This is a genomic window from Halopenitus persicus (genome assembly GCF_900107205.1).
In the GTDB taxonomy this organism is placed as follows: domain Archaea; phylum Halobacteriota; class Halobacteria; order Halobacteriales; family Haloferacaceae; genus Halopenitus; species Halopenitus persicus.
Map to the genome: position 1 here is coordinate 398,718 of NZ_FNPC01000001.1, position 25,172 is coordinate 423,889.

At 69.3% G+C, this 25,172-nt stretch carries 26 protein-coding genes and 1 pseudogene; 10 read left to right on the top strand and 17 right to left on the bottom strand.

All coding sequences use genetic code 11. The features are described from left to right. Positions 1 to 74 precede the first annotated feature (74 nt). Complete coding sequence (locus tag BLV25_RS02040; RefSeq protein WP_021072859.1) at positions 75 to 281, top strand: cold-shock protein; 207 nt, start codon at positions 75 to 77, stop codon at positions 279 to 281. A 111-nt stretch (positions 282 to 392) separates the two neighbouring features. Here BLV25_RS02040 and BLV25_RS02045 read toward each other — a convergent pair whose 3' ends face one another. Beyond that, positions 393 to 899 (bottom strand): deoxyuridine 5'-triphosphate nucleotidohydrolase, encoded by a 507-nt coding sequence (locus BLV25_RS02045; protein WP_021072858.1) that lies wholly within the window; start codon positions 897 to 899, stop codon positions 393 to 395. A gap of 212 nt (positions 900 to 1,111) precedes the next feature. Here BLV25_RS02045 and BLV25_RS02050 point away from each other — a divergent pair, with 212 nt between their 5' ends. Continuing rightward, positions 1,112 to 3,097, top strand: coding sequence for an aconitate hydratase (locus BLV25_RS02050; protein WP_092730535.1), 1,986 nt, complete (start codon positions 1,112 to 1,114; stop codon positions 3,095 to 3,097). A 130-nt stretch (positions 3,098 to 3,227) separates the two neighbouring features. Here BLV25_RS02050 and BLV25_RS02055 read toward each other — a convergent pair whose 3' ends face one another. The 3 genes from BLV25_RS02055 to sucC all read right to left on the bottom strand — a co-directional run bounded on the left by BLV25_RS02055 (position 3,228) and on the right by sucC (position 5,697). After that, on the bottom strand, positions 3,228 to 3,599 hold the full coding sequence (locus tag BLV25_RS02055; RefSeq protein WP_021072856.1) for a cupin domain-containing protein: 372 nt from the start codon (positions 3,597 to 3,599) through the stop codon (positions 3,228 to 3,230). Between the two features lie 86 nt (positions 3,600 to 3,685). Beyond that, positions 3,686 to 4,555, bottom strand: a complete 870-nt coding sequence (gene sucD, locus BLV25_RS02060) for a succinate--CoA ligase subunit alpha (protein ID WP_092730537.1) — start codon at positions 4,553 to 4,555, stop codon at positions 3,686 to 3,688. Next, positions 4,552 to 5,697: an ADP-forming succinate--CoA ligase subunit beta gene (gene sucC, locus BLV25_RS02065; protein WP_021072854.1), complete on the bottom strand. Its 1,146-nt coding sequence runs from the start codon at positions 5,695 to 5,697 to the stop codon at positions 4,552 to 4,554. Before sucC ends, sucD begins: the two co-directional genes overlap by 4 nt. A gap of 192 nt (positions 5,698 to 5,889) precedes the next feature. Between sucC and BLV25_RS02070 the strand changes: the two genes are divergently transcribed. Continuing rightward, positions 5,890 to 6,324, top strand: coding sequence for a hypothetical protein (locus tag BLV25_RS02070; protein ID WP_021072853.1), 435 nt, complete (start codon positions 5,890 to 5,892; stop codon positions 6,322 to 6,324). 17 nt (positions 6,325 to 6,341) lie between these two features. Here BLV25_RS02070 and BLV25_RS02075 read toward each other — a convergent pair whose 3' ends face one another. The 3 genes from BLV25_RS02075 to BLV25_RS02085 form a co-directional block, all read right to left on the bottom strand. After that, positions 6,342 to 7,496, bottom strand: a complete 1,155-nt coding sequence (locus BLV25_RS02075) for a carbohydrate kinase family protein (RefSeq protein ID WP_176819417.1) — start codon at positions 7,494 to 7,496, stop codon at positions 6,342 to 6,344. Then, positions 7,493 to 8,560 (bottom strand): ribose 1,5-bisphosphate isomerase, encoded by a 1,068-nt coding sequence (locus BLV25_RS02080; RefSeq protein ID WP_092730541.1) that lies wholly within the window; start codon positions 8,558 to 8,560, stop codon positions 7,493 to 7,495. Before BLV25_RS02080 ends, BLV25_RS02075 begins: the two co-directional genes overlap by 4 nt. Positions 8,561 to 8,980: 420 nt before the next feature. Beyond that, on the bottom strand, positions 8,981 to 9,787 hold the full coding sequence (locus BLV25_RS02085) for an IclR family transcriptional regulator (protein ID WP_162047707.1): 807 nt from the start codon (positions 9,785 to 9,787) through the stop codon (positions 8,981 to 8,983). Positions 9,788 to 10,039: 252 nt separating this feature from the next. On the opposite strand from BLV25_RS02085, the gene BLV25_RS02090 reads away from it, so the two are divergent. Beyond that, entirely contained in the window at positions 10,040 to 10,822 is a 783-nt protein-coding gene (locus BLV25_RS02090) for a 2-amino-3,7-dideoxy-D-threo-hept-6-ulosonate synthase (protein WP_092730543.1), read from the top strand. 74 nt (positions 10,823 to 10,896) lie between these two features. On the opposite strand, the gene BLV25_RS02095 is transcribed toward BLV25_RS02090, so the two are convergent. Continuing rightward, positions 10,897 to 12,051, bottom strand: coding sequence for an NAD(P)/FAD-dependent oxidoreductase (locus BLV25_RS02095; RefSeq protein WP_021072848.1), 1,155 nt, complete (start codon positions 12,049 to 12,051; stop codon positions 10,897 to 10,899). 333 nt (positions 12,052 to 12,384) lie between these two features. Then, positions 12,385 to 13,539, bottom strand: a complete 1,155-nt coding sequence (locus BLV25_RS02100; RefSeq protein ID WP_092730545.1) for an NAD(P)/FAD-dependent oxidoreductase — start codon at positions 13,537 to 13,539, stop codon at positions 12,385 to 12,387. Positions 13,540 to 13,722: 183 nt separating this feature from the next. On the opposite strand from BLV25_RS02100, the gene BLV25_RS02105 reads away from it, so the two are divergent. Together BLV25_RS02105 and BLV25_RS02110 are read left to right on the top strand one after the other, a co-directional pair. Continuing rightward, on the top strand, positions 13,723 to 14,553 hold the full coding sequence (locus BLV25_RS02105) for an NAD-dependent epimerase/dehydratase family protein (protein ID WP_092730547.1): 831 nt from the start codon (positions 13,723 to 13,725) through the stop codon (positions 14,551 to 14,553). Positions 14,554 to 14,628: 75 nt separating this feature from the next. Further along, entirely contained in the window at positions 14,629 to 15,654 is a 1,026-nt protein-coding gene (locus BLV25_RS02110) for a proline racemase family protein (protein ID WP_092730549.1), read from the top strand. Between the two features lie 282 nt (positions 15,655 to 15,936). On the opposite strand, the gene BLV25_RS02115 is transcribed toward BLV25_RS02110, so the two are convergent. Next, positions 15,937 to 16,167, bottom strand: a complete 231-nt coding sequence (locus tag BLV25_RS02115) for a HalOD1 output domain-containing protein (protein ID WP_021072844.1) — start codon at positions 16,165 to 16,167, stop codon at positions 15,937 to 15,939. Positions 16,168 to 16,200: 33 nt separating this feature from the next. Between BLV25_RS02115 and BLV25_RS17770 the strand changes: the two are divergent. The 3 genes and pseudogenes from BLV25_RS17770 to BLV25_RS02130 all read left to right on the top strand — a co-directional run. After that, positions 16,201 to 16,516: pseudogene (locus BLV25_RS17770) on the top strand (DMT family transporter); the annotation flags it as partial. Between the two features lie 154 nt (positions 16,517 to 16,670). Next, positions 16,671 to 18,215, top strand: a complete 1,545-nt coding sequence (locus BLV25_RS02125) for an acyl-CoA carboxylase subunit beta (protein WP_092730551.1) — start codon at positions 16,671 to 16,673, stop codon at positions 18,213 to 18,215. 4 nt (positions 18,216 to 18,219) lie between these two features. Further along, entirely contained in the window at positions 18,220 to 18,564 is a 345-nt protein-coding gene (locus BLV25_RS02130; protein WP_039400692.1) for a hypothetical protein, read from the top strand. A 64-nt stretch (positions 18,565 to 18,628) separates the two neighbouring features. Here BLV25_RS02130 and BLV25_RS02135 read toward each other — a convergent pair whose 3' ends face one another. The 5 genes from BLV25_RS02135 to BLV25_RS02155 form a co-directional block, all read right to left on the bottom strand. Continuing rightward, on the bottom strand, positions 18,629 to 19,210 hold the full coding sequence (locus BLV25_RS02135; RefSeq protein ID WP_021073988.1) for an HAD family hydrolase: 582 nt from the start codon (positions 19,208 to 19,210) through the stop codon (positions 18,629 to 18,631). Positions 19,211 to 19,297: 87 nt separating this feature from the next. Beyond that, entirely contained in the window at positions 19,298 to 20,320 is a 1,023-nt protein-coding gene (locus BLV25_RS02140; RefSeq protein ID WP_021073987.1) for an AIR synthase family protein, read from the bottom strand. Next, positions 20,317 to 21,660, bottom strand: coding sequence for an alanyl-tRNA editing protein (locus tag BLV25_RS02145; protein WP_092730553.1), 1,344 nt, complete (start codon positions 21,658 to 21,660; stop codon positions 20,317 to 20,319). Before BLV25_RS02145 ends, BLV25_RS02140 begins: the two co-directional genes overlap by 4 nt. Positions 21,661 to 21,776: 116 nt before the next feature. Beyond that, positions 21,777 to 21,977, bottom strand: a complete 201-nt coding sequence (locus BLV25_RS02150) for a dodecin (protein WP_021073985.1) — start codon at positions 21,975 to 21,977, stop codon at positions 21,777 to 21,779. Between the two features lie 115 nt (positions 21,978 to 22,092). After that, positions 22,093 to 22,431, bottom strand: a complete 339-nt coding sequence (locus BLV25_RS02155) for a DUF7116 family protein (RefSeq protein WP_039400695.1) — start codon at positions 22,429 to 22,431, stop codon at positions 22,093 to 22,095. Between the two features lie 140 nt (positions 22,432 to 22,571). Here BLV25_RS02155 and BLV25_RS02160 point away from each other — a divergent pair, with 140 nt between their 5' ends. Next, positions 22,572 to 23,243, top strand: coding sequence for a glycosyltransferase (locus tag BLV25_RS02160; protein ID WP_092730555.1), 672 nt, complete (start codon positions 22,572 to 22,574; stop codon positions 23,241 to 23,243). 81 nt (positions 23,244 to 23,324) lie between these two features. On the opposite strand, the gene BLV25_RS02165 is transcribed toward BLV25_RS02160, so the two are convergent. Together BLV25_RS02165 and BLV25_RS02170 are read right to left on the bottom strand one after the other, a co-directional pair. Further along, positions 23,325 to 23,597 carry a ubiquitin-like small modifier protein 1 gene (locus BLV25_RS02165; RefSeq protein WP_039400700.1) on the bottom strand — a complete coding sequence of 91 codons (273 nt, stop codon included), beginning with the start codon at positions 23,595 to 23,597 and terminating at the stop codon, positions 23,325 to 23,327. 67 nt (positions 23,598 to 23,664) lie between these two features. After that, a complete protein-coding gene (locus BLV25_RS02170) occupies positions 23,665 to 25,125 on the bottom strand; it encodes a potassium transporter TrkA (protein WP_455429062.1) in 1,461 nt (486 codons plus the stop codon). Between the last annotated feature and the right edge of the window lie 47 nt (positions 25,126 to 25,172).

Here is a 25,172-nt window from a genome sequence, read left to right on the forward strand (position 1 = left end):
GGCCCTCGCGGAGGGGTCGTGGTACCTCGACCCTCGGAAGGGTTATCCCTCGCTCGGCCTTTGGTTTGGTTGTAATGGCAAACGGTAAGGTTGATTTCTTCAACGACACTGGCGGCTACGGTTTCATTTCGACTGACGACGGCGACCTCGACGACGACGAAGACGTGTTCTTCCACATGGAGGACGTCGGCGGCCCGGACCTCGAGGAGGATACTGAGGTCGAGTTCGACATCGAGTCCTCGCCCAAGGGACCCCGCGCGACGAACGTCGTCCGGCAGTAAGACGACGGACCCGTCGCTTCCGGCGACGGACGCCGATCTCGATTTTTCACGGAACTACACGCCGAGCGCACGCTCTCCGGAAGTCTCACGACCCGGTTCCGTCGGGGCGAGCTAGAGCCCCTCACCCTGGTATGCGCCGTCGTAAGTGTCCTCGTGGGCCGCTTCGGCGAGGACGAGCTGCGCGATCCGCGCGTCGCGTTCGATCGTGATCGGCCGACCGACCTGGAGGAGCCCCTCGCCGACGCCCTCGTAGCCGGCGTCCCAGACCGCGGTGTTGAGCATACAGGAGTTCCGAAGCAGCGAGGAGCGCGGATAGACGAATCCGACGTGTCCCTCCGGGATCCGGACGGGCTCGCCGTACTCGACGACGTAGGCGCCGGGCTCGAACCGGTAGGCGGTGTCGTGTTCGTCCCCGTTACCGTCCCTATCCTCGCCCTCGTCGGAGAGAGGCGCCCGGTCGCCGACCGTCTTTCCGTCACGACCGATGCGTCCCGGTTCCGTCTGCTCGTAGGCGGCGCCGAGCGTCAGGTCGACGCCGTTCGGTTGTACCTGTGCGGGGTCGAGGTCCGCTCCGGCCGCCTCGAGCGCCCGCGCGACGTCCGCACCCGATTCGAACATACCGACCGGTCCGCGGGCGGCGTCAAAACCGTGTCGAAGACGGCGTCCCGGCGGTGGATCGCCGCCGAGGAGTCGTTCTCTGCCGGCGTGTCGTGTGCCGTGGTACCGTGGTATCGTTCGCCCCAAAATTGCCGGACGGCGGGGTTCTACACGGTCGTTCGGGCGGAAAACTCGCGGGATTTATATCCGAGGCGGCTCGACTTACGATCGATATGGGACAAACCGTAACCGAGAAGATCCTCGATGACCATCTCGTCGACGGGGAACTCACCCCCGGCGAGGAGATCGGCATCGAGATCGACCAGGTACTCACGCAGGACACCACGGGGACGATGGTCTGGCTCCAGTTCGAGGCGCTGGACATGGACGAGATCCAGACGGAGCTGGCCGCGCAGTACTGTGACCACCAGACCTACCAGTTCGACTTCAAGAACACGGACGACCACCGCTTCCTCCGGTCGGCCGCGGGCACCTACGGCGCGTACTTCTCCCGCCCCGGCAACGGCATCTGCCACCAGGTTCACAAGGAGAACTTCGCGGCGCCCGGCAAGACGCTGCTCGGCTCCGACTCACACACGCCGACCCCCGGCGGGCTCGGCCAGTTCGCGATCGGCGCGGGCGGGCTCGACATCGCGGTCGCGATGGGCGGCGGCGCCTACTACGTCGAGATGCCCGAGGTCGTCAACGTGCACCTCGAGGGCGAGCTGCCCGAGTGGGCGACCGCCAAGGACATCGCGCTGCACCTGCTCGGCGAGCTGACCGTCAAGGGCGGCGTCGGCAAGGTCTTCGAGTACACCGGCCCCGGCGCGGAGTCGCTCACGATCCCCGAGCGGACGACGATCACCAACCTCGGAACCGAGCTCGGCGCCACCTCCTCCATCTTCCCGACCGACGAGAAGACGAAGAACTGGCTCGCACGACAGGGCCGCGAGGACGAGTACGTCGAGCTGCAGCCCGACGAGGACGCCGAGTACGCCGAGGAGATCACGGTGAACCTCGACGAGCTCGAGCCGCTCATCGCGTGCCCGTCGATGCCCGACAAGGTCGTTCCGGTCAGCGAGGTCGCCGGCACCGAGGTCGAGCAGACGATCATCGGCTCCTGTACGAACGGCGCCTACGAGGACATCCTCCCGGCCGCGAAGATGCTCGAGGGTCGCGAGATCGCGAAACACACCGAGATGATCATCGCGCCCGGCTCCAAGCAGGCCTCCGAGATGCTGGCCCGTGAGGGCTGGACGGCCGAGCTGATGGCCGCCGGCGTCAACTTCTCCGAGGCGACGTGTGGCGCCTGCATCGGCATCGGCCACGTGCCCGCCTCCGACTCCGTCTCGCTGCGGACCTTCAACCGCAACTTCGAGGGTCGCTCGGGAATCGAGGACGACTCCGTCTACCTCTGCTCGCCCGAGGTGGCCACCGCGGCCGCCATCAAGGGCGAGATCGTCGACCCGCGTGACCTGGCCGACGAGCTCGGCGACCTCGAGGCCCCCGGCCTCGAGATGGGCGATTCCTACACCGACGGGATGGGTCAGGACGACGCCGACATCATCACGCCCGAGGAGGCCATCGACGACGAGCTGATCAAGGGCCCCAACATCGGCGACGTTCCCCTCCGCGACGGCATCGACTCCGACGTCGCGGGCGAGGCCCTCCTCAAGATGGAGGACAACATCACGACCGACCACATCATCCCGGCGACGGCGGACATCCTCAAGTTCCGCTCGAACATCGACAAGCTCTCCGACTTCACGCTCTCGCGCATCGACGACACGTTCGCCGACCGCGCCCGCGAGGCCGACGGCGGCGTGCTCGTGGCCGGCGAGAACTACGGCCAGGGCTCCTCGCGCGAGCACGCGGCCCTGTGTCCGATGTACCTCGGCATCGAGGCGGTCTTCGCGCAGAGCTTCGCCCGCATCCACAAGGCGAACCTCTTCAACTTCGGGATCGTCCCGCTGGAGATCGACGCCGACACCTACGAGCGGATCGACCAGGGCGACGACGTCGAGATCCTCGACGACGTCGACGCTGCGGTCCGCCAGGGCCGGGAGGAGTTCGACGTTCGCGTGAACGACGACTGGGAGTTCACCGCGACGCTCGACGCCTCCGACCGCGAGCTCGAGATCCTCGCGGCCGGCGGCAAGCTCTCCTGGACGAAACAGCAGCACCAGTCCGGCAGCGGCGCGGCGCCCGCGGACGACTGATCGCGGTGCCGTAAGCGCTCGGGGAACCCGAGCCACCGAATGTCACGTTTTTTCCGCGTTCGACGACGAAGACCGGGCGGCGTCGGCCATGGCCTCACTTGACCAGCGCGACTTACTCCACCAGCTCGACTTACTCCACCAGCTCGATCTCGTCGTCGCCGTGGGGAACCACGCAGATGAACGCCCCGCGCTCGGGGCCGTCGTTGTGGTAGGCGTGTTCGGCGCCGGCCGGAATGAAAAGCGAGTCGCCGTGTGAGACCGTCCGCTCCTCACCGTCGAGGGTGACGGTGTACTCGCCGGCGAGAACGTACTGGACGTGTTCGACCGCGTTCGTGTGCAGCGGGACGGTCGCGTCGGGCTCCAGAATGAACCGGCGCATCGCGAAGTTCGGCGCGCCGTCCGTCTCGTCGATCAACACGCCGCGGCCCATCCCGTCGGCAGCCTCGACGACCTCGTACTCGACCTCCGAATCGCGAGTTATCGTCGGCGTCGGATCTGACATACCGGAACGAAGGCGGCGCCGGCGTAAAACCGTGCGGATCGGTCGGACGCGGACGGCGATGCGGGACGTCCTCGACGCGGGCGGCGCTACAGGAAGTCCTCGACGTGGTCGGCGATCTCCTCGGGGGTGTCGCCGACGGGGACGCCCGCGTCGTTGAGCGCGTTGATCTTTGACTCGGCGGTGCCGGTGCCGGAGCCGGAGACGATGGCGCCGGCGTGGCCCATCCGCTTGCCCGGCGGCGCGGTCCGGCCGGCGATGAAGCCGGCCACGGGCGTGTCCATGTGCTCGCCGATGAACTTCGCGGCCTGCTCCTCGTCCTCGCCGCCGATCTCGCCGCACATCACGACGGCGTCGGTCTCCTCGTCGTCCTCGAACGCGGAGAGCGCATCGATGAAGGAGGTGCCGATGATCGGGTCGCCGCCGATGCCGACCGCGGTCGTCTGGCCGATCCCGCGGTTGGTGAGGCTGTCGACGACCTGGTAGGTGAGGGTGCCCGACCGGGAGACGAGCCCGACGTTGCCGTCGGTGAAGATGTTTCCGGGCAGGATGCCGAGCTTCGATTCGCCGGGCGTGATGATCCCCGGACAGTTCGGGCCCAGCAGCCGCGTGTCGGTCTCGGAGAGGCGCTTGTTCACCTTGGCCATGTCCTGCGTCGGGACGCCCTCGGTGATCGCGACCGCGAGGTCGAGGTCGGTGTCGAGCGCCTCGAAGATCGCGTCCGCGGCGAACGCCGGCGGCACGAAGATGACGGACGCGTCGGCGTCCTCGGCATCGACGGCCTCGTCGACGGTGTCGTAGACGGGAACGCCGGCGACCTCCTGGCCGCCCTTGCCGGGGACCGCGCCACCGACGACGTTCGTCCCGTACTCGATCATCTGTTCGGCGTGGAACTTCCCTTCCCCGCCGGTGATGCCCTGGACGATGACGCGCGTGTCGTCGTCGACGAAGATACTCATTGGGCCACCTCCTGGGCGTTGGCGACCGCACGCTGGACGGCGTCCTCCAACGTCTCCTCGACCTCGACGAGGTCGGCGTTCAGGATCTCCATACCTTCCTCGGCGTTCGTGCCGGCGAGCCGGACGACCACCTTCTTGGGGATCTCGTCGAACTGCTCCAAGGCCTCGTTGATCCCCTTGGCGACCTCGTCGCCGCGGGTGATCCCGCCAAAGATGTTGAAGACGACGGCGTCGACGTTCTCGTCGGAGAAGACCATGTCCAGCGCGTTCGCGACGCGCTCGGCCTTCGCGCCGCCGCCGATGTCGAGGAAGTTCGCGGGCGACCCGCCGTAGTGGTCGACCAGGTCGAGCGTCGTCATCACGAGCCCGGCGCCGTTGCCGATGATGCCGACGTTGCCCGACAGGCGGACGTAATCGAAGCCGTACTCGCCGGCCTTGCGCTCGAGGTCGTCCTCGTAGGACTCCTCGGCCAGCTCCGAGAGCTCGGGCTGGCGGAACAGCGCATCCTCGTCGATGTTCATCACGGCGTCCGCGGCGACCACGTCGCGGTCGCTCGTGATCATCACCGGGTTCACCTCGATCTCGGAGGCGTCGCTGTCCTCGTACAGGTCGTACAGCGTCGAGAGGATCGAGGCGACGTCGAGCGCGACGTCGTCGTCGACGCCGGCCTCGTAGACGACCTTGCGGGCCTGGTAGGGGTGCAGGCCGAAGGCAGGGTCGACGTGCTCGCGGGCGATCGCGTCGGGGGACTCGGCGGCGACCTCCTCGATGTCGACGCCGCCCTCGGTCGAGACCATCAGCACGGGCTGACCCTCGCCGCGGTCCATCGTCACGCCGACGTACAGCTCGTCGACGAAGTCCACGCCGGCCTCGACGAGGACCCGGTCGACGGTGTAGCCCTTCAGGTCCATTCCCAGGATCTCCTCGGCGTACTGTTCGGCCTCCTCGCGGTCGCCGGCGATCTTGATGCCGCCGGCCTTGCCGCGGCCGCCGACGTGCACCTGCGCCTTGACGGCTGCCGGGTACCCGATCTCGTCGACCGCGTCGAGGACCTCCTCGACGCTCTCGGCCAGCCGGGAGTCCGGAACCGGAATCCCGGCGTCGGCGAAGATCTCCTTCGCCTGATACTCGTGAAGCTTCATTGGCATCCGAAAGGGAGGTCGTCGGGCGCTTAAATCCCGCTCATTCGACTCGACGGTCGGTCCGAGAAGGGGGTTCGAGACCGGTCCGGAGTACGGGATTCGAGGCCGATCCGGAGAACGGGATTCGAGACCGGTCGCGACGCACGCCTCGAACGGGAACGGTTTTGCCGTCGGCGGACGGGTCCCCGATCGATGAATCGGGAGTTCCTCCGGCGGCTCCTCGTCGAGGAGGCGTTCGCCTACGGGTTCACGATCGCCTTCTGGGGATCGGGCGTGCTCCTCATCGACGCCTTCGGCGTGTTCGGGATCGGAGGGGTGCTCGCGTACGCGACCGGAGCGATCACCGGCTTCGGCCTCCTGCTCGTCGGGACCTTCGAGGGGGTACTCGAGTCGATCGACGTCGACGGCGACCCGAGCTACCACGTGCTCGCGGGGATCCACTACGTCGCCGCGCTGGTCCCGATCGTGACGGCGCACCTCCTCGTCCGGATGGATCTCGGCGAGACGCTCACTCTCTTCCTCGTCGGGATCGCCGTCCCCGTCTGGTATAACCTGTTCGTGACGGCCGAGGAGGTGCTTTCGGAGGGGCTCCGGCGTATCGAGCGGAAAGCCGAGCGACGCCGGTGAGGAAGGGATCGCCGCAGTCACGCCGTCGGCTCTCGATCCGTCCCGGTCCCGGCTTCGGTCGCGGTCCCGTGCTCGTCGATGAAGGCGTCGATCCGGTCCCACGTGAGCGTCGTTCGAGCCCCGTACTCCAGGGTCGCGAGCGCCCCGGCCGCGTTGCCGATCCGGAGCGCGTACGCGAGATCGGCGTTCCGGAGATGGGGCGCCGTGGTTCCCGGAACCCCGTCGTGGGAAGACGCGTCGCCGGAGACCGCGTCCGCCGCGATCTCGGTCCCGATCTCGGGTTCGTGCCCCCGCGCCGACTCGAAACACGCGGCGATGAAGCCCGCGGCGAACGCGTCGCCTGCGCCGGTCGTATCGACCGGGTCAACCGGAAACGCGGGCGCGACGACGCGGTCGGCGTTCGGGCGGCGGACCGCCGCGCCCTCGCTGCCGAGCTTGACGACGAGGGCTGGCGCGTCCGGCGCCGCCGCGTCGAAGCCCGACTCCTCGAGCGTCGCGGCCTCGCGTCGGTTCACCAGCAGGACGTCGACGTGATCGAACGCGCTCGCGTATCCCCGGTCGCCGATCCGGCGTCCGGGATCGAAGCTCACCGCGACGTCGTGGTCGGCCGCCGTCCGCGCGAGATCGGTCGCGACCGTCGGGTCCTGTCCGGTCAGGTGGAGGTGGTCGAGGGCGTCGAGCCGGGCGACGGGGAAGTCGGCGGCCGCGTAGGCCTCGTTGGCGCCCGCCGCCGAGAGCACCATCACCTCGCCGGCGGCGTCGACGATGAGGTACTTCACCGACGTCGAGCGGGCGGACGCGACCAACACGGGGTCGCAGTCGACCCCGGCGCGGTCGAGCTCGCGGCGCGTCAGCGTGCCCGGATCGTCGTCCCCGACGCTGCCGAACAGGACGGACTCGACCGCGAGTCCCGACAGTCCCGCCGCCACGTTCGCCGCGCTCCCGCCGCCGGACTGGCGGAGGTGCTCGATCGGTCGCTCGCCGTCGGGCTCGGGGAGCCGGTCGACCTGCATCGTGACGTCCCAGTTGACGTGGCCGGCGCACAACACCCGCGGTGAGTCGGACGATTCGAGCGATTCGGACGATTCGAGCGATTCGGGTGAGTCGGATGATTCGGGCGATTCGGACGATTCGAGCGACTCGCAGCCCGGTCCGTCGGACTCCCGGGTCACGGCTCGGCCCACGGCGTCTCGGCGCCGTCGCCGAACAGCTCGCGCATCAGCGTCACGATGCTCTCGGGCGGAAACTGGCCGCTCTCGGTGACGATCGCGTCCATGTATCGCGGCGGGGTGACGTCGAAGGCGGGGTTCTCGACCGTGAGGTCGCCGATCCCCGACCGGGTTGCGGGGTCGATCACCTCGTCCTCGTCGCGGGTCTCGATCTCGACGGTGTGACCCGTCAACGTCTCCGGGTGGAGCTTGATCGTCTGTGCGGCGGTCATGATCGGGACGCCGCGCTCGCGGGCGTTGACCGCCAGCCCCGAGGTGCCGATCTTGTTTATCACCGAGCCGTCGGCGGCGATCGAGTCGGCGCCCACGAGGACGTGGTCGGCCTCGTCGAGGTAGCGGCGGGCGGCGGAGTCGACGATGAGGGTGACCGGGACGTCCAGCTCCCGGAGCGCCTCGGCGGTGATGTGCCCCTGGTTGCGCGGCCGCGTCTCCTTGACGATCGCCGACAGCGACTTCCCCTGGTCGAGGGCGGCCTCGATGCAGGCCAGCGCGTCCGTCGAGTGGCAGTGGGTCATCACGACGTCGCCGTCCTGCAGCCGGTTCGCGCCGACCTCGCCGAGCCGGTCGCGGGCCTCCTCGAGCCGGCGCGTGAAGCGGGCGCTCGAGCGGACCACCCGCCGCCGAAGCGTCTCGACGTCGTCACCCTCCATCCGCTGGAGGACGTACCGGAGCGCGTTCGGGAGCGAGACCGCGGTCGGGCGGGTCTCGTGAAGCCGGCGCGCCGCCGCGCGCATCGTCGCCCGGAACGTCGCGGGGTCCTCGACCGCCGTTTCCCGGGCCTGCGTCGCGAGCGCCTCGGCGGCCGCCCCCGCGATGGTCGCGGCCCCCCGGATCTCCATCGACGCGATCGCCGACGCGGTCTCCTCGACCTCCGGGACGATGGCCGCGGACTCGGTTCCTCCGGAAGCGGCGTCCCCCCGGGCGGCATCCTCGGAAGCGGCGTCCTCGGAGGCAGGGTCCGCAGCCCCTGCGTCGGATTCGCCCTCCGGTCGGTGCTTGCGGGTCATTCCCTGACGGTTGGTCCTCCGTCACCTTATAAGGCCGGCTGCGGAGCTCGACGGACGGCCGGAAGCGCTCGCGGTCGACGGTCGTCGGACCGTCCGAAGTCGGCGCGATATATAAATATACGATGTATTCCTTATGAGATATAAATATGCGCTTTCTTGGACGAGTGAAAGTCGACGGACGAGGTCAGTAAGCCGCCTTAAAATCAGTTGATATCGCTCCACGATCGGTCTACGTTGGTCTGAGACGTCGGTGATTCGATCACGAGCGATCGAGAGCGAACGCCGCGACGGAAGTGCCGTTTCAAGGACTTATAACGGGTTTATAACCGGAATGTCGTCCGATTATCAACGGGATCGATCGAAACGGGTTAAATAATATAAAATAAATGGTACGAAAGAATAAATATATTAAATACATCACTATTCGACCGTGGTGAAGTGGTGCTCCCAGTCCCGGTTCGGGAACGCGGTGGGTCGCCCCGTCGACTCGAACGCCGCGACGCGCTCGAGGAGGGCGTCGGCGACGGGGCCGGTGAGCACCGCCGGGTCGTTTCGATACATCGGCCCGCCGACGCAGAGGGCACCCGGAAGGCCCCCGTGCGAGGTACGGACCGCGGCGGCGACCGACCGGTAGCCCTCCATATACTCGCGGTCGTTGACCGCGAACCCGCGGTCGCGCGTCAGTTCGAGGTCGGCGAACAGCTCGTCCCGGTCGGTGATCGTGTGCTCGGTGATCGCCGGCATTCCCCGATCGTCCAGAATGGACTCGACTCGGTCGTCGGGGAGTTCGGCGAGGATCGCCTTCCCGGCCGCGGTGGCGTGCAGATGGAAGGTGCTGCCCGCCAGGTGGCCGGCGGCGTTCTCGCCGTCGACCTCGTGGTGGATCGACACCAGGCGGCCGTTCTCGAGAACCGTGAAGTCGGCCTCCTCCCCCGTCTCCGTCGCGAGGTCGCGAACCGCCTCGCGGATCGCCTCGTACGGGAGGCCCGCGGTGCGGGCGTGTTCCCCCAGCTTCAGAAACCCCAGCCCGACGCGGTACGTCTCGCCCTCCTTCCGGACGTAGCCGCGGTCGACCAGCGTCGTCAGGTGGTTGTGGGCGGTGCTGCGGGCGATGCCCACGCCGTCGGCGACCTCGCGCAGCGATCCGCCGTCCGCCGCCAGGAGGAACTCGACGACGTCGAAGCAGGTGTGTATCGATTTGACGGGGCGACCGGGATCGCGAGCCATCATCCGACGGTGGACGAACATCCTCTTAAGCGTTGTGCGGGTCCGACCCGTCGCTCGCCGGATCCGCCCGTATTCGGCGACTGCAGTCACGGTGTTCAGCGGACGGAGCCGCGGTGTTCGACGGACGGAGCCGCGGTGTTCGACGGACGGAGCCGCAGTGAAGTGGCCGCCGGGAGGAACGCCCGAGGGGGAGTTGACGGCCGATCGTTCCGAAAACGGAATACCTTATGTCGTCCGCGAATAGGTGCGCGTATGAACGGGATCGAGGCTCGGCTCGAACGCATCGGCACGGACGGTCGCATCGTGAACATTCCGATGGACCACGGGATAACGATCGGCGCGACGGACGGGCTGAAGGAGATCGAATCGACGATCGACGCGGTGACACGCGGCGGAGCTGACAGCGTGCTGACACAGAAGGGGCTGTCGCCGCGCGTCCATCCGAACAAGAACGGGGCGGGCTACATCATCCACCTCAACGCCTCCACCGTCCTCGGCGAGGCGGACCCGAACGACAAACGAATGACGGGAACCGTCAAGGAGGCCGTGCGGCGCGGCGCCGACGCGGTGTCGATCCACCTGAACGTCGGCAGCCTCCAGGAGGGCGACCAGATCAACAACCTCGCCGAGGTGACCGAGACCGCGGCCGAGTACGGGATGCCCGTGCTGGCGATGACGTACGCGCGCGGCCCCGGCGTCGACGAACACGACCCGGAGGCGCTGGGTCACGCGGTCCGGCTGGGCGAGGAGGCCGGCGCCGACGTCGTCAAGACCGCCTGGAGCGGCGACGCGGAGAGCTTCGAACACGTCGTCGAGTCGACGGCCAAGCCCGTCATCGTCGCCGGCGGCAGCCCCGAGGGCGACCGGGCGCAGCTCGAACAGGTCCGCGGCGCCATCGACGCCGGCGCCGCCGGGGTCTCGATGGGCCGGTCGGTGTTCCAGCACGAGGATCCCGAGGGAATGACCCGGGCGGTGGCCAGCATCGTCCACGATGACGCGACCGTCGACGAGGCGCTTTCGGCCGGCGAGCTGTAACGACCGGACTTGTGGCAGCCGGGACTCGTGACGACCGCCGGAACCGACGACCGGAATCGGCCGCCGGGACGTTCTCACGCGCTGAAATACGTCTCGTGAAGCGCCGCGTCGCGCTCGAACCGGTCGGCGGTCAGTTCGGAGACGTCGACGGTGCCGGCTGCCCCGTCGAGGACCAGCTCCGAGACCACCTGCCCGGCGGCCGGCGACTGCATGAAGCCGTGTCCGGAGAAGCCGGTCGCCGTGACGAACCCCGGACGGCTCTCCTCGATGATCGGGTGGTGGTCCGGCGTCATCGCGTACAGCCCGGCCCAGCCGCGAACGATCTCCGACCGGGGGCCGAACCGGTCCGTCACCGTCGCGGCGTGTTCGAGCGTCTCGGCCGCCCACGCGAGGTCGTGTGACGTTCGATACGCGTCGGGGTCCCGCTCCGGGTCCTCGCGCGCGAAGTGGCCCCCGACGAGGGCGGCTCCATCACGTTCGGGGCGAAAGTAGACGCCGTCGTCGAGGTCGGTGACGAAGGGGGTATCCTCCGGGACGGGCGTTTCGGGGTCCACGACCATCGCCTGCCGGCGACGCGGGGTAACCGGGAGCCGAACGTCGGCCATCGCGGCGATCCGCGGCGACCACGCGCCGGCGGCGTTGACGACGGCGTCCGCCTCGTACCGGCCGTCGGTCGTGTCGACGCCGGTTACGGCGCCGTCATCGGTCCGGAGCACGTCGGTCACCTCGACGCCGGTTTCGACCGTCGCCCCGGCAGCGGTCGCCGCCCGCGAGAACCCCTGGAGGCCGAGGTGTGGGTCGGCGAACCCGTCCGTCGGACAGTAGGCCGCGCCGACGTACGTCTCGGTCCGCAAGCCCGGAACGTGCCGGCGCGCGTCCTCGGGCGGGAGGAACTCGCTGGGCACGCCGTGGTCGTTCTGGACGGGGATGGTCTCCCGAAACAGGTCCGCGGTCGCCTCCTCCCGCGCCAGGTAGAGGTATCCCGGACGCCGGTAGCCGATGTCGACGCCGAACGTCTCCTCGAAGGACTCCCAGACGTCGATGCTCTCCAGGGACAGGCGGATGCTCACCGGAGTCGAGAACTGCGCCCGGATCCCGCCGGCGGCACGGTCGGTGGCTCCGGCGCCGATCGACGACTTCTCGAGCACCGTCACGTCGGCGCCGCGGTCGGCGAGATAATACGCACAGGCGAACCCGACGATGCCGCCGCCCACCACGATGACGCGCATAGATGGGTGTGTTCGGATGGTATATTAAAGGTGGGCGCTCGATCGCCGCGTTCGGCGACCGTGGACGGCGGATAACGCCCATATGGCTGTCAGATGGCGACAAAACGAACGGATATAAGCACGGGAACGACGCGGATGTTGCCGGGAGATCCGCCGAACGACCGTCGATCCAGGCGGATTCGACGGCTGGTGACGTATTCCGCAGTCGATTCGCCGATCGTGGACGGTCACGGTCGCGGAGAAGCGGTCGCGGAGAAGCGGTCGCGGAGAAACGGTTGCGGAGAAACGGTCGCGGGGAAAGCGGTCGCGGAGAAACGGTCGCGGAGCAATCGATCAGTCGATCGCTGTCGTCTCCGCGAGCGTCTCCCCGCGCTCGAACCGGTGGGCGGTCAGTTCGGAGATGTCAACGGTGCTGGCCGCCCCGTCGAGGACCAGCTCCGAGACGACCTGCCCGGTGGCCGGCGAGTGCATGAAGCCGTGCCCGGAGAAGCCGCAGGCGTTGACGAATCCGGGGACCGTCTCCTCGATGATCGGGTGGTGGTCCGGCGTCATCGCGTAGAGTCCAGCCCAGCCGCGGCGCATCTCCGTTTCGGGTCCGAAGTACGACGCGACGTCGGTGAGGCGGTCGAGCACCTCGACGGCCCAGTCCAGGTCGTGTCGGGTGCGGAAGCCGTCCGGATCCATCTCGGGGTCGTGGTCCGCGTAGCGTCCCCCGGCGACCACGCCGCCGTCGCGCTCCGGCCGGAAGTGGGTGCTCCGGTCGACGTCGACCGCGAACGGGTGGTCCTCGGGCACGGCCGTCTCCGGGTCGAGGACCACGAGCTGTCGCCGTTTCGGGACGATCGGCACGTCGACGCCGGCCATCGCCGCGACCTCGCCTGCCCACGCGCCCGCGGCGTTGACGACGAAGTCGGACCGAAACCGGCCCGCGGTGGTCTCGACGCCGGTCACTTCGCCCTCCTCGGTTCGGAGCACGTCGGTCACCTCGACTCCGGTCTCGACCGTCGCCCCGGCCTCGGTCGCCGCCCGCGAGAACCCCTGGAGGCCGAGGTGAGGGTCCGCCCAGCCGTCGGTGTGAAGGAAGGAGGCGCCGACGACGTCCGCGGTCCGGAGCTCCGGGAACCGGTCGGCGACGGTTCCGGGCTCCAGAAACTCGCTCGGCACGCCGCGGTCGTTCTGCGTCCGTACGTTGCGCCGGAGCTGGGTCGCGGTCGCCTCCGTCCGCGCCAGAAAGAGATAGCCCATCTGCCGGTACTCGACGTCGGTGCCGAACCGCTCCGCGAACGACTCCCACACCGGAACGCTCGCCTTCGAGAGCTCGACGTTCACCGGCGAGGAGAACTGCGACCGGATCCCGCCGTTCGCGCGGTCGGTGCTGCCCGCGCCGACGGCGGACTTCTCGAGCACCGTCACGTCGGCGCCGCGGTCGGCGAGGGAATACGCCGCGGCCAGGCCGACGATCCCGCCGCCGACGACGGTCACGTCCATGTGATCGCCTCCCAAAACATCGTTCGTACGGTACTGCGACAGCAACTATATAAGGGTTTCTCCGGAGCAGAAGGACCGCCGCGCGGAAACCGTGTCGCAGCCGTGCGGAACCCCGTGACTGCCGCGCCGGCCCGGATCGCGGAAACACGAATCCTTTTAACACCCTTCCTCCATCGGTATGGTATGCGTGTACTCGTCACGGGAGCGAGCGGACGCGTCGCCGACGGGATCAAGAACCATCTCGAGGGGGATCCGGCCTACGAGTTCGTCTATCTCGACCGGGAGGACGGCCCCGACGTCGACCACGTCGCCGACGTCGCCGACTACGAGGCGATCCGGCCCGCGTTCGACGGCGTCGACGCGGTCATCCATCTGGCGGCGTATCCGACCACCGACGGCACCTGGGAGCAGGTGCTCAACAGCAACATCATCGGGACGCGGAACGTGCTGGAGGCGGCGGCGGACGCCGGGGTCAGCGACTTCGTGTTCGCCTCCTCGATACACGCGGCCGGGATGTGGGAGGAGGAGAACAAGCCGGACATTTATGACATCGACGACGACGTCACCGTCACCGTCGACGACCAGGAGCGGCCGGACTCCTACTACGGGGTCTCGAAGGCGTACGGCGAGGACATCGGGCGGTATTACGTCGAGCAGCGCGAGTTCCCCGAGCAGTTCTACGCCATCCGCATCGCGAGCATCCGCGCCGGCAAGTACGACAACCCGTACGGCGACGCCGAGCTCGGGGTCGAGCGGGGCGACTGGGAGCGCGGCAGCGAGGAGTACGTCACGCAGGTGAAGCGGCTGAAGGGGACCTGGCTCTCGCTGCGGGACTTCGCACAGATCCTGGAGTGCTGCTTCGAGGACGACGAGGTGGAGTGGGGCGCCTTCTTCGGCACCAGCGAGAACGACCGGAGCTGGTTCGACATCGAACACACCAAGGAGGTGCTGGGATACGAGCCGCGGGACCGCGCGGAGGACTGGCAGTCGCCGCCGCCCGAGCTCGTCGAGTGAGTCCGCTCGCCACGTCCTGCCGGAGTTGCTGGGGTCAGCAGAACGTTTAGGAGGCGAGCGACCGCAGACGCCGACATGACCTGGGAGCCGCCGGCCGACTGGCCGCGGATCGAGACGATCGAATCACACGCCGGCGGCGAGCCCCTCCGCATCGTCGTCGACGGGATGCCGGACCTGCCGGGCGAGACGATGCTCGAGAAGCGGCGATACGCCCGCGAGCACCACGACGACCTCCGAACGGCGCTGATGTTGGAGCCCCGGGGCCACGCCGACATGTACGGCGCCGTCCTCACGGAACCGGTGACCCCGGACGGCGACGCGGGCGTCCTCTTCACCCACACCGACGGGTACAGCACGATGTGCGGCCACGGCGTCATCGCGCTCGGAACGGTGCTGCCCGAGACCGGCCTCCCGGGTCGCGACCGTGAGGACGGGGACCCCGTCCTCCGGCTGGACACGCCGGCGGGTCGCGTCACCGCCCGCCCGACGATCGAGGACGGCCGCGTCGAGCGCGTTGCCTTCGAGAACGTGCCCGCCTACGTCGTCTCGCTTGCCGAGTCCGTCCACGTCCCCGACTACGGCCGGATCGAGTACGACCTCGCGTTCGGCGGCGCGTACTACGCCTACTGTGACGCCGCGCAGTTCGACGTCTCGGTGGACGGCGATTCGGTCGCGGACCTCATCGACGTCGGCCGGGCGGTGAAGCGGGCCGTCGCCGCCGACGTCTCGATCACCCACCCGGCGGCGGACGACCTCGGGTTCCTGTACGGGGTCGTGCTCACGGACGAGCCGCGGGGAGAGGGCGACGTGCGCAACGCGTGCATCTTCGCCGACGGGGAGGTCGACCGGAGTCCGACGGGAACGGGCGTCAGCGGCCACCTCGCGCTCGGGCACGCCCGCGGCACGCTCGCCCCCGACGAGCCGTACGTCGTGGAGAGCGTGATCGGATCCACGTTCACCGGCCGGATCCGCGAGACCGTCGACTACCACGGCCGCGAGGCGGTGGTGCCGGAGATCGAGGGGAGCGCACACGTGACCGGAACGAGCACGTTCACCGTCGACCCCGCGGACCCGCTGGGAACCGGCTTCTCCCTGCGGTGACCGAGTTAAATCGGTTCCCATAGATATGATTGACATATATATCATAAATTTAATATTTTATGGATTTATAAGATAAGATATAAGACATCATTTACTACTTTTGAGTATCGATCGGCTGGCTGAAGTTCGATTTATGTAGCCATCACCATTCTAATATAGAATATATAAATTCTGGCGAATTCATCCATTGATGATATACCGCCGAAAGATATTTTATATTATCAAATATAGTATTTAAATGACTACCGACGAGACGGAGGGGAATGGGAGCGCCGACGTCGATCAGGGACACGCACGTGTCCGTGCCTCGTCGACGAGGATGGTACCGTCACCGGAGATCTCCACGGTGTGGTTCGGGAGCTCGAACCGTAGCGTCCACGACTCGCTTTTGTGCTCGTCCAACCGCTGGATGGCGGCCATCGAAACGTGGTCCTCGAGGGCGATCTCCAGTTCGGACGGGTCCGTGCCCTCCGCGTCAGCAACCGCCCGAATGAGTGCCTGCCGAAGGGTCATTCGTCGTGGGTCATCCCCCGAGCGGAAAGTCTCTTGTGGTTCCCCGAACGGCGGGAGGGGCGTTCCGATGGCCGAAAACGGGGAGCACGGCTCGAACATTCGGACGGATTCGCGAAACCGGTGCCGACGGCCGGCGCCGTCGTCGCTCTCGTCATCAGCATAGTCCTGCTGGCACAAGCCGTCAAAGACCTCCCGGCCGGCGCGGCATACGCCGTCCGGACGGGCATCGGGGCGTCGACGGCCACGCTTGGAATCCGCCTCTTCGACGAGCCTGCCGCCCTCGTCCGAACATCGTTCATCAGCGTGATCGTCGTCGGCATCCGGTTTGCACGCCGTCTCGAGCGGGTGGCGACCGGACAGCCCGGACGACCAACGGCACACCGACGCACGGGCGATCGCATCTGAGTTCGACGATCGTCGTATCGGAGCTCGTCGCATAACAGAACCCTTTTGCCCCGTCTGGCGGAGTCACACACAATGAGTCAGGGTGGTCCGCCGTGACGATGGACGACCGGATCGACGACCTCCGCGAGCGCCGGGAGCGGGCGCGGAAGGGCGGCGGGGAGGAGCGCATCGCGTCCCAACACGAGAAGGGGAAGATGACCGCCCGCGAGCGGATCGACTACTTCGTCGACGACGGGACCTTCCACGAGTTCGACCGGTTCCGCACCCACCGCAACCACTCCTTCGGGATGGAGGAGACGAAGATCCCCGGCGACGGGGTCGTGACCGGCTACGGCGACGTGAACGGCCGCAAGACGTTCGTCTTCGCGCACGACTTCACCGTCTTCGGGGGGTCGCTCGGCGAGGTGTTCGCCGAGAAGATCTGCAAGCTGATGGACACGGCGATGGAGGTCGGCGCGCCCGTCGTCGGCCTGAACGACTCCGCCGGGGCGCGCATCCAGGAGGGCGTCGGCGCGCTCGGCGGGTTCGCGGAGATCTTCAGGCGCAACACCGAGGCCTCGGGCGTGATCCCGCAGATCTCCGGGATCATGGGCCCGTGTGCCGGCGGCGCGGTCTACTCCCCGGCGATCACCGACTTCACCGTGATGGTGAAAGACACCTCCCACATGTTCATCACCGGGCCCGACGTGATCGAGACGGTGACCGGCGAGGAGGTGACCTTCGAGGAGCTCGGCGGCGCGGTCACCCACTCCTCGCGAACCGGCGTGGCCCACTTCGCCGAGGAGTCCGAGGAGGACGCCCTCGACCGGATCGCCCGGCTGCTGTCGTACCTCCCGCAGAACAACGTCGAGGACCCGCCGCGGGTCGACCCCTGGGACGACCCCGACCGCGCCGACCCGGAGCTCGAGACGATCGTCCCGGACGCGCCGCGCAAGCCCTACGATATGACCGCGGTGATCGAGCGCGTCGTCGACGAGGGGTCGTTCCTGGAGGTGCAGGCGAACTTCGCGAAGAACCTCGTGATCGGCTTCGCCAGGCTCGACGGCCGGTCGGTCGGGATCGTCGCGAACAACCCGCGGGTCAACGCCGGCACGCTCGACATCGAGGCCAGCCAGAAGGGCGCGCGCTTCGTCCGGCTGTGTGACGCGTTCAACGTCCCGATCCTCACCTTCGAGGACGTCCCGGGCTTCATGCCCGGCACCGACCAGGAGCACAACGGGATCATCCGCCACGGCGCGAAGCTGCTGTACGCCTACTCGGAGGCGACCGTCCCGCTTTTGACCGTCATCACCCGCAAGGCCTACGGCGGCGCCTACTGCGTGATGGCCTCGAAACACGTCGGCGGCGACGTCAACTACGCCTGGCCGACCGCCGAGATCGCGGTGATGGGCCCGAAGGGCGCCGTGAACGTCCTCTACCGCGAGGAGCTGGCGAACGCCGAGGACCCCGAGGCGCGCCGGCAGGAGCTGATCGACGAGTACCGCGAGGAGTTCGCGAACCCCTACACCGCCGCCGACCGCGGCTACATCGACGACGTCATCGAGCCGACCGAGACCCGGTCACGGCTCGTCGACGACCTCGAAATGCTGGCGAGCAAGCGGGACGAGCTTCCCGAGAAGAAACACGGCAACCTCCCGATCTGATCCGATGGCGAACGACACGCCTGATGCGGACGAACGAAGCGGCGCCGGTGACGCCGACGGTGCCGGATGCGACGCGGACCTCAGCGACCGGCTCTCGATCCCCGACGACGCCGAGCCCGAGGAGGCCGCCGCCATCGTCGCCGCCATCGCCGCACACCTGCAGGACCGGGACCGTACCCTCGCCGCCGCGGCGGCCGCGGCTGCGGCGGCGGCCGCGGAGGACGGGTGGGACGGCGACCGCTGGACGTTCGCGGGCCGAACCGCCGCGCTCCGGGGCCGGTCCGCCAGGGTTCCCGACGGCGCGCCGCGCGATGCCTGGACGGCCGCCGGACGCAGCGATCGGTTCTGAGACGCACAGGGATCGGCGCGACGACGCCGTCCGCTCCGACGGACTCGGGTTCCGACTCGCCCGGTCAGGCGGCGTCCTCGGTCCGCGACTCGGGCGGGTTCACGCGCGCGAACTCGAGACCGGCCCGGCGAGCGGTGCGGGCGTCGCGGTCGGAATCGCCGACGAAGATCGACCGCTCGGGGTCGGCCGACAGCGCCTCGACGGTCGCCCGGAGGGGTTCGGGGTCCGGCTTGTAGGTCCCGACGGTGTCGCGGCCGACGACCGCGCTCACGCGGTCCTCGAGCCCGTGGGTTTGGAGGGCGATCCGGCAGGCCTCCTCGGCGTTGAGCGAGCAGACCCCGGTTCGAGTCGCCCGGTCCGTCGAGAGGACGTCCGCGGCCGCGAGCCGGCGTGACTCGCGCGCGCCCTCGTGTTCGTGAGCGGCGATGGCCGCCTCGACGGCGTCCGCGATCCCGTACTCCGGGGCCGCCTCGAGAAGGTCCCAGAGGCCGTCGCTCGGGGGTTTGACCGCGTGTTCGGCGTACACCGCGAGCACGTCGTCGGCGACGGCGTTCCAGTCGACCGCCAGCCGGACCAACGTTCCGTCGAGGTCGTAGATCACGGCGTCGTAGGCGTCGGGATCGAACCCGAGGTCGAAGTCGGTCATACCCCACGGTTGGGAGGCGGTCACACTGTGTGTTTCGGTCGGCGGGGTCGGGCAGCGGCCCGAAACGGAGCAGCGACGCCGAACCGGTCAGGAATCGCCCGCGGCCTCCCACAGGGCGTACATATCGTCCCGCGGCGGATCGAGGATCGGAGTTCCGTCGAGCACGACCGTGCCCGCGTCGACCTCGTCGGCCCCGTCGCCCGACCCGGTGCCGGCGTCGTCCGCCACGACCTCGCCGATCGCGGCGGCCTCGACGCCGATCGACTCGACGGCCGAGACGGCTTCGGCGACCCGGTCCGCCGGGACGGCAGCCAGGAGCGCGCCGGAGCCGAAGGTTCGGAGCGGATCGACGCCCATCGCCGCACAGCACGCCCGCGTTTCCGGACGGATCGGAACGTCCTCGCGGGCGATCTCGACGCGGACGCCGGCGGCGCTCGCCATCTCGTGGACGGCGGTGAGCAGGCCGCCCTCGGTCGGGTCGTGCATCGCTGTCGCGAGCTCCCGGATCGCGGCCGCCTCGGGGACGACGCTGACGTCGTCGAAGAACCCGAGCGCGGTCTCGAGCGTCTCGGTCTCGACGCCGGCGTTCCGGCACTCCTCGGCGAAGTCGCTCGCGAGGATCGCGGTCGCCTCGATGCCGGCGCCCTTCGTCAACACGAGCCGGTCGCCGGGCGTCGCGCCGCCGGACGGGAGAAACCGGTCCGTGGTTCCCATCGCCGTCATCGAGAGGAGCGGCCGGTCGAGCGCGGGCAGGTATTCGGTGTGCCCCCCGACGATCGCGACGCCGAGGTCGCTCGCCGTCGCGTCGAGCTGGTCGGCGAGCGTCCGCCGCGTCTCGGGGTCCTCGTCGGGCAGGAAGACGGTGCTCGTGACCCACCGCGGGTCGGCCCCGCTGACCGCGACGTCGTTGCACGCGACGTGGATCCCCAGCTGGCCGGCGCGCTCGGCCGCCAGCGAGATCGGGTCCGCGCTCACGACGAGCGTCCGGTCGCCCAGGTCGATCGCGGCCGCGTCCTCGCCGTAGGCGGCGCCCTGGATCACGGCCGGATCGGCCGCGCCGACCGCGCCGAGGAAGTCAGCGAGCCCCGCCGGGTCGAGCTTCCCCGTCATCGCTCGGCGTCCGGCGCGACGAGGGCGGCGGCCTCGGACCGGAGGAACTCGGCGACCGCCGCCGGCTCGCCGTCGATCCCGCCGCCCTGGGCGAACGTCGCGCTCCCGCCGCCTCCGCCCCCGAACTCGTCGGTGACGGCGTCAACGATCTCGCCGGCGCCCGGCGCCGTCTCGCCGCTCGTCGCGACGACCACGAACGGCGCGCCGTCCGCGCCGACGACGGCCACGACGTCGGGTGCATCGGGGCCGGTGCCGACCGCGTCCTCGACCGGTTCCTGGAGGTCGTTCGGACCGATCCCCGCGAGCGGATCGTCGCCGGCCGAGCCGGCGTCGGTCGAGCCGGAATCATTCGAACCGTCGCCGCCCGAACCGTCGCCGCCGATCGTGCCGACGGCCCAGGTTGCGGCGGCCGCGTCGCGGTCGGCAGCAGGCGTCTCGACCCTCTCGAGGTCGGCGATCCGGGCCGACAGGAGCGCGGATCGCAGCGACGCCACCTCCGCGGCCAAGTCGTCCGTTTCCTCGCGAAGCCGGGTGACGGCGTCGGGAAGGTCGGCGACGTTCGCGTCCGCCGCGCGGCTCGCCGCCCGTGCGGACCGGTGGACGGTGGCCCGGTGCTCGATCCCGGCCGGGCCGACGGCGAACTCGACGCGGGTTCGGCCCTCCCCGGGGTTCGACCGGTCGATGACCTCGATCGGGCCGATCTCGCGCGTGTTCGAGACGTGGGTGCCGCCGCAGGCGGCGGTGTCCCACCCCTCGATCGTCACGACCCGGACCGACTCCGGCCGGTCCGCCATCGCGCCCTCCTCGGTCCGCTCGTTGAACGCGATGTCCGGGAGCGACCGCGCCTCCGCGGCCGGCATCGTCTCCCAGGAGACCGACAGCGCGTCCCAGACCGCGCGGTTCGAGAGGCGCTCGAGCTCGATCAGGTCGTCCTCGCCGATCGGCTCGTCGGTCGTGAGGTCGACCCGGACCGTCTCGGTTCCGATGTCGAAGCCGGCGTAGCCGAGCCCGTCGAAGCAGCGCCGCGCGGCGCCGTAGAGCACGTGCGAGGCGGTGTGGGCCCGCATACAGTAGGTCCGGAAGGCGGGGTCGATCGCACACGACACCGTGTCGCCGGCCGCGATCGAGGGCGCCTCGGCGAGGTGGTGGACGACGTCGCCGTCGACCGCCTCGACGTGGGTCACGTCGACGCCGGCGATCGTCCCGCGGTCGGCGGGCTGGCCGCCCGATTCGGGGTAGAAGTACGTCTCAGCGAGGGTGATCGAAGTTCCGTCGACACGCTCGACGGTCGTCTCGAAGGTCCGCACGTCGGGGTCAGCCGGTGCACGCGAGGCCGTCATACTCCCCGGTCGGCGGCGGCGGCCCAAAAAAGTGCGCGCTTCGGCGGGTGCGGTTTCAACCGGGTGACCGCCACTCGGGCAGCCGGACCGGCCTCACTCGGGCAGCCGGACCGGCCTCACTCGGCCAGCTCGAAGGCGACCTCGACTTCCGCCTGATACTCCCGCTCGGGGGCGTTCTTCACCTCGACGCCGAACTCCTGGACCTCGGCCCAGTAGACGTTCTGGAGGGTGTCCTCGGCGCGGTCGATCGCGTCGTCGGCCGCGTCGTCGAAGCTCTCGGTGCTCGTCCCGATCAGGCTGATCTTCTTATATACCATATCGCGGGATAGCGCGCCCGCCCGTATAAAAGTACCCCGCGGTCCGTTCTCCCCGAAGCGATGCGGTCCGGTCGCTCCGCGGCGATGCATCCCGCATCGGTCCGCGGTCAGCTCCTCAGGGGCTTCCGGGCCGCCCCTGCATCACGTCGAACTCGCCCTCGTCGTCGACGCCGATGACCGCCCAGTCGAACGGCGGCTTCAGCCGGAGGAGATGGTCACGGAGGTCCGTCGCCGCCCGCCGCCACGTCACGAAACACCGCAGCCGCGGCGTCTCCCCGCCGTCCGCCAGATACGGCTCGGGATCGGTGGCGTCGTCGGCACACACCGGCGTCACGAGCACGCGTCGCCACTTCCGCTCGGCGACGAATTCGGATCCGTCCCCGTCGACGGTGTATCCTAGTTCACGGAAAACGGCTCTGGCCTCCGTCGTCGGTGGCATACTCACAGGGGCCATCTACGGTTCCGTTCGGTCTCCTGTGTGATAAACTTTCTCACGGTTCTCGTCCGCCGGAACGGCGTCGTGCTCGTCCGTCGGAACGGCGATTCCCGGCTCGCCGATGGGTTCTTGAGGCGGCCCCGACAGCCTTCGGAACGATGCCGACGTCGAGCAGCGACCGGCCGACGGTCAGCTACGTGATCCCCACCGACGAGGAGGCGGCCCACCTCGACGCGACCCTCGAGCACATCCGCCTCCAGCCGACCGCGGAGCCGATCGAGGTGATCGTCGCCGACGCGGACAGCGCCGACGGGACGCGGTCGATCGCCCGCGACCACGGCGTGCAACTCGTCACGGGCGCCACGGGCGGGATCTGGGAGGGCCGCAACCGGGGCGGCGCGGTCGCCGAGGGGGACTGGCTCGCGTTCGTCGACGCCGACACGCTGGTCGCGCCGACCCACTGCGACCGGCTCCTCGCGTACGCCCGCGAACACGACCTCGATGCCGCGAGCTCGCGCTGCCGGATCCCGGGACTGCGTGCGACGTGTATGGAGGCGGTCATCAACCACGTCTTCCCGCGGCTGCGCAGGCCGATCCTGCCGGGCTTCAATTTCCTGGTCCGACGCGACGTCTTCACGGCAACCGGGGGGTTCCCGGCGGTCCCGAACGAGGACACCGCCTACAGCCGGCGGCTCGGCCGGACCCACCGGACGGGATACTGTCCCGACGTCCTCGTCGAGACCTCCCCGCGCCGGATCGAGCGCGACGGGCTCACCGGAACCGCGATCCACTACCTCCGGCTCGATCGGGAACGGCTCCGGTCGTCGTGACGCGGCGAGCCGCCCGGCGATTCACGCCTCGAACCATCCTCCGTCGATTCATTCTCGGTCGATTCACCCTCCGTCGATTCATCACCCACCGCTGACCGGCGGAAACAGCGCGAGCTCGTCGCCCGCCTCGAGTTCGGTCGCGAGCCCGTCCTGGTGGATGACGTTCTGACCGTTCCGCAGCAGGTTGATGTGGTCGGCGAGATCGCCGTCCTCGAGCACGCGGTCGCGAAGGTCCGGCCGATCCGCGAGCAGGGCGTCGAGGGCGTCACCGACCGTGTCGCCGGGGTCGGCCGCGACGGGCACGGTCCGGTCGCCGGCGAGCTCCGCGAGATCAGCGAACAGCTTCCACTCCATATCGAGTCACCGACCGCCGGGAGTATGAGGGTTGCGTCCCGTCCGGACGCCGCACGACGTGACCGGGCTAGTCGGGCTTCCGGTCGCCGGACGCAGCACCGGCGTCGTCAGGGTCGCTTCCACGGTCGCCGTCGTCGGATCCACCGGCGTTCGACTCGGCCTCGGTTTCGTCCCCGGAGCCGCCTTCCGAGCCGGCCGTGCCCGCTCCCGGACCGGCCTCGCCCGTCGCCATTCCACCCTCATCCGTCTCCGTATCGCCCTCGTCGCGAACGCCTCCCTCGTCCGCTCCCGTGCCGACCTCGTCCGTCCCCGATCCGCCCTCGTCGGCGGGCTCGGCCGGCGTGGTGGCTGCCGCCTCGAACCGACGGATCGCGTCGAGACGTCCGACGAGGTAGACTGCGTCCCCCGGCTCGAAGACGTCGCTTCTGGGCGGGAGCGCCCGAACTGACCCCTCGGCGGGCCGGATCGCGGCGACGACGGCCGAGACGTCGCCGACGGCGGTGCCGACCAACTCGCTTCCCTCGGCGACGGTGACGACGCTCATCGTCTCGTCGGCGCTCCGCAGCAGGCTCGCGAACTCGCGGTCGGCCTGCGGCTGGGCGGGAAGCGTCACCAGCCGGTACGCCGTCGCGTCGTCGAGCCGCTCCGCGTCCGCGGCGTCGAGCGCGAGGGTGGCCACGTCGCCGGCCGTCGCGCGGAGTTCGGCGGTCGCGACCCGCTCGGGGGCCTCGCCGCCGCGCCACACCTGTACGACGTCGCCGGGGGTCGCGGTGTTCGCCGGGTCGGCGGTGATCGCCACCGCGGCGGTGCCCGGCGCGAGCGTCGGCCCGAGGCCGGCCGCCCGGGATCCGACGGCGAAGTACTCGATCTCGCCGCGCTCGTCGACGTCGACGTCGACGTACGTGATTCCGAAGTCCTCCTTCACGCGGGCGACGAGCCGAGTGCGGAGCTCCTCGACGGTCAGCCGCCGGGGGAACAGCAGCGTCTTCTCCGCCATCTCGGCCTTTCGGTCCGGGGAGACCGCCTCGTAGGACTCCATGTCCTCGATGTCCTCGACCGCCGGGAGCGTGACCGGCGTCACGCGCCCGACCGTCCGCACGACCGCGCCGACTTCGCCCTCGAGCCGCTTGCCGCCCGCCATCGCGAAGACGTTCCGCGCGACCGTGTCGCCGACGCGGAGGCCGGCCGGGGAGACCGCCGCGGCGACGCCGACGGCGACGACGTTGAACAGGACGGCGTCGAGCCGCAGGAGCTCGAACTCCCCGCCGCCGATCAGCCCGCCCAGCGAGGTCGTGTTGAGGTACAACACGACCACCGAGACGCCGAACAGGACTGCGACGCCCTCCGGTGCCCGCTGGCGGAAATACCAGCGGTAGAGCGCCGCGATCGACCCGGTGATCAGCAACGCCAGACACGCGAACAGCAGGAGCGTCGCGGCCGCCCGAAGGGGCTCGCTGAAGGTGACGCCGGTGGCGAGCGGTACGGCGTCGGTCGCGGACGAGAGGCCGATGGCGGACGAGAGGCCGATGGCGGACGAGAGGCCGGTGGCGAGGGCCGAGGCGCCGGGATCCCCGA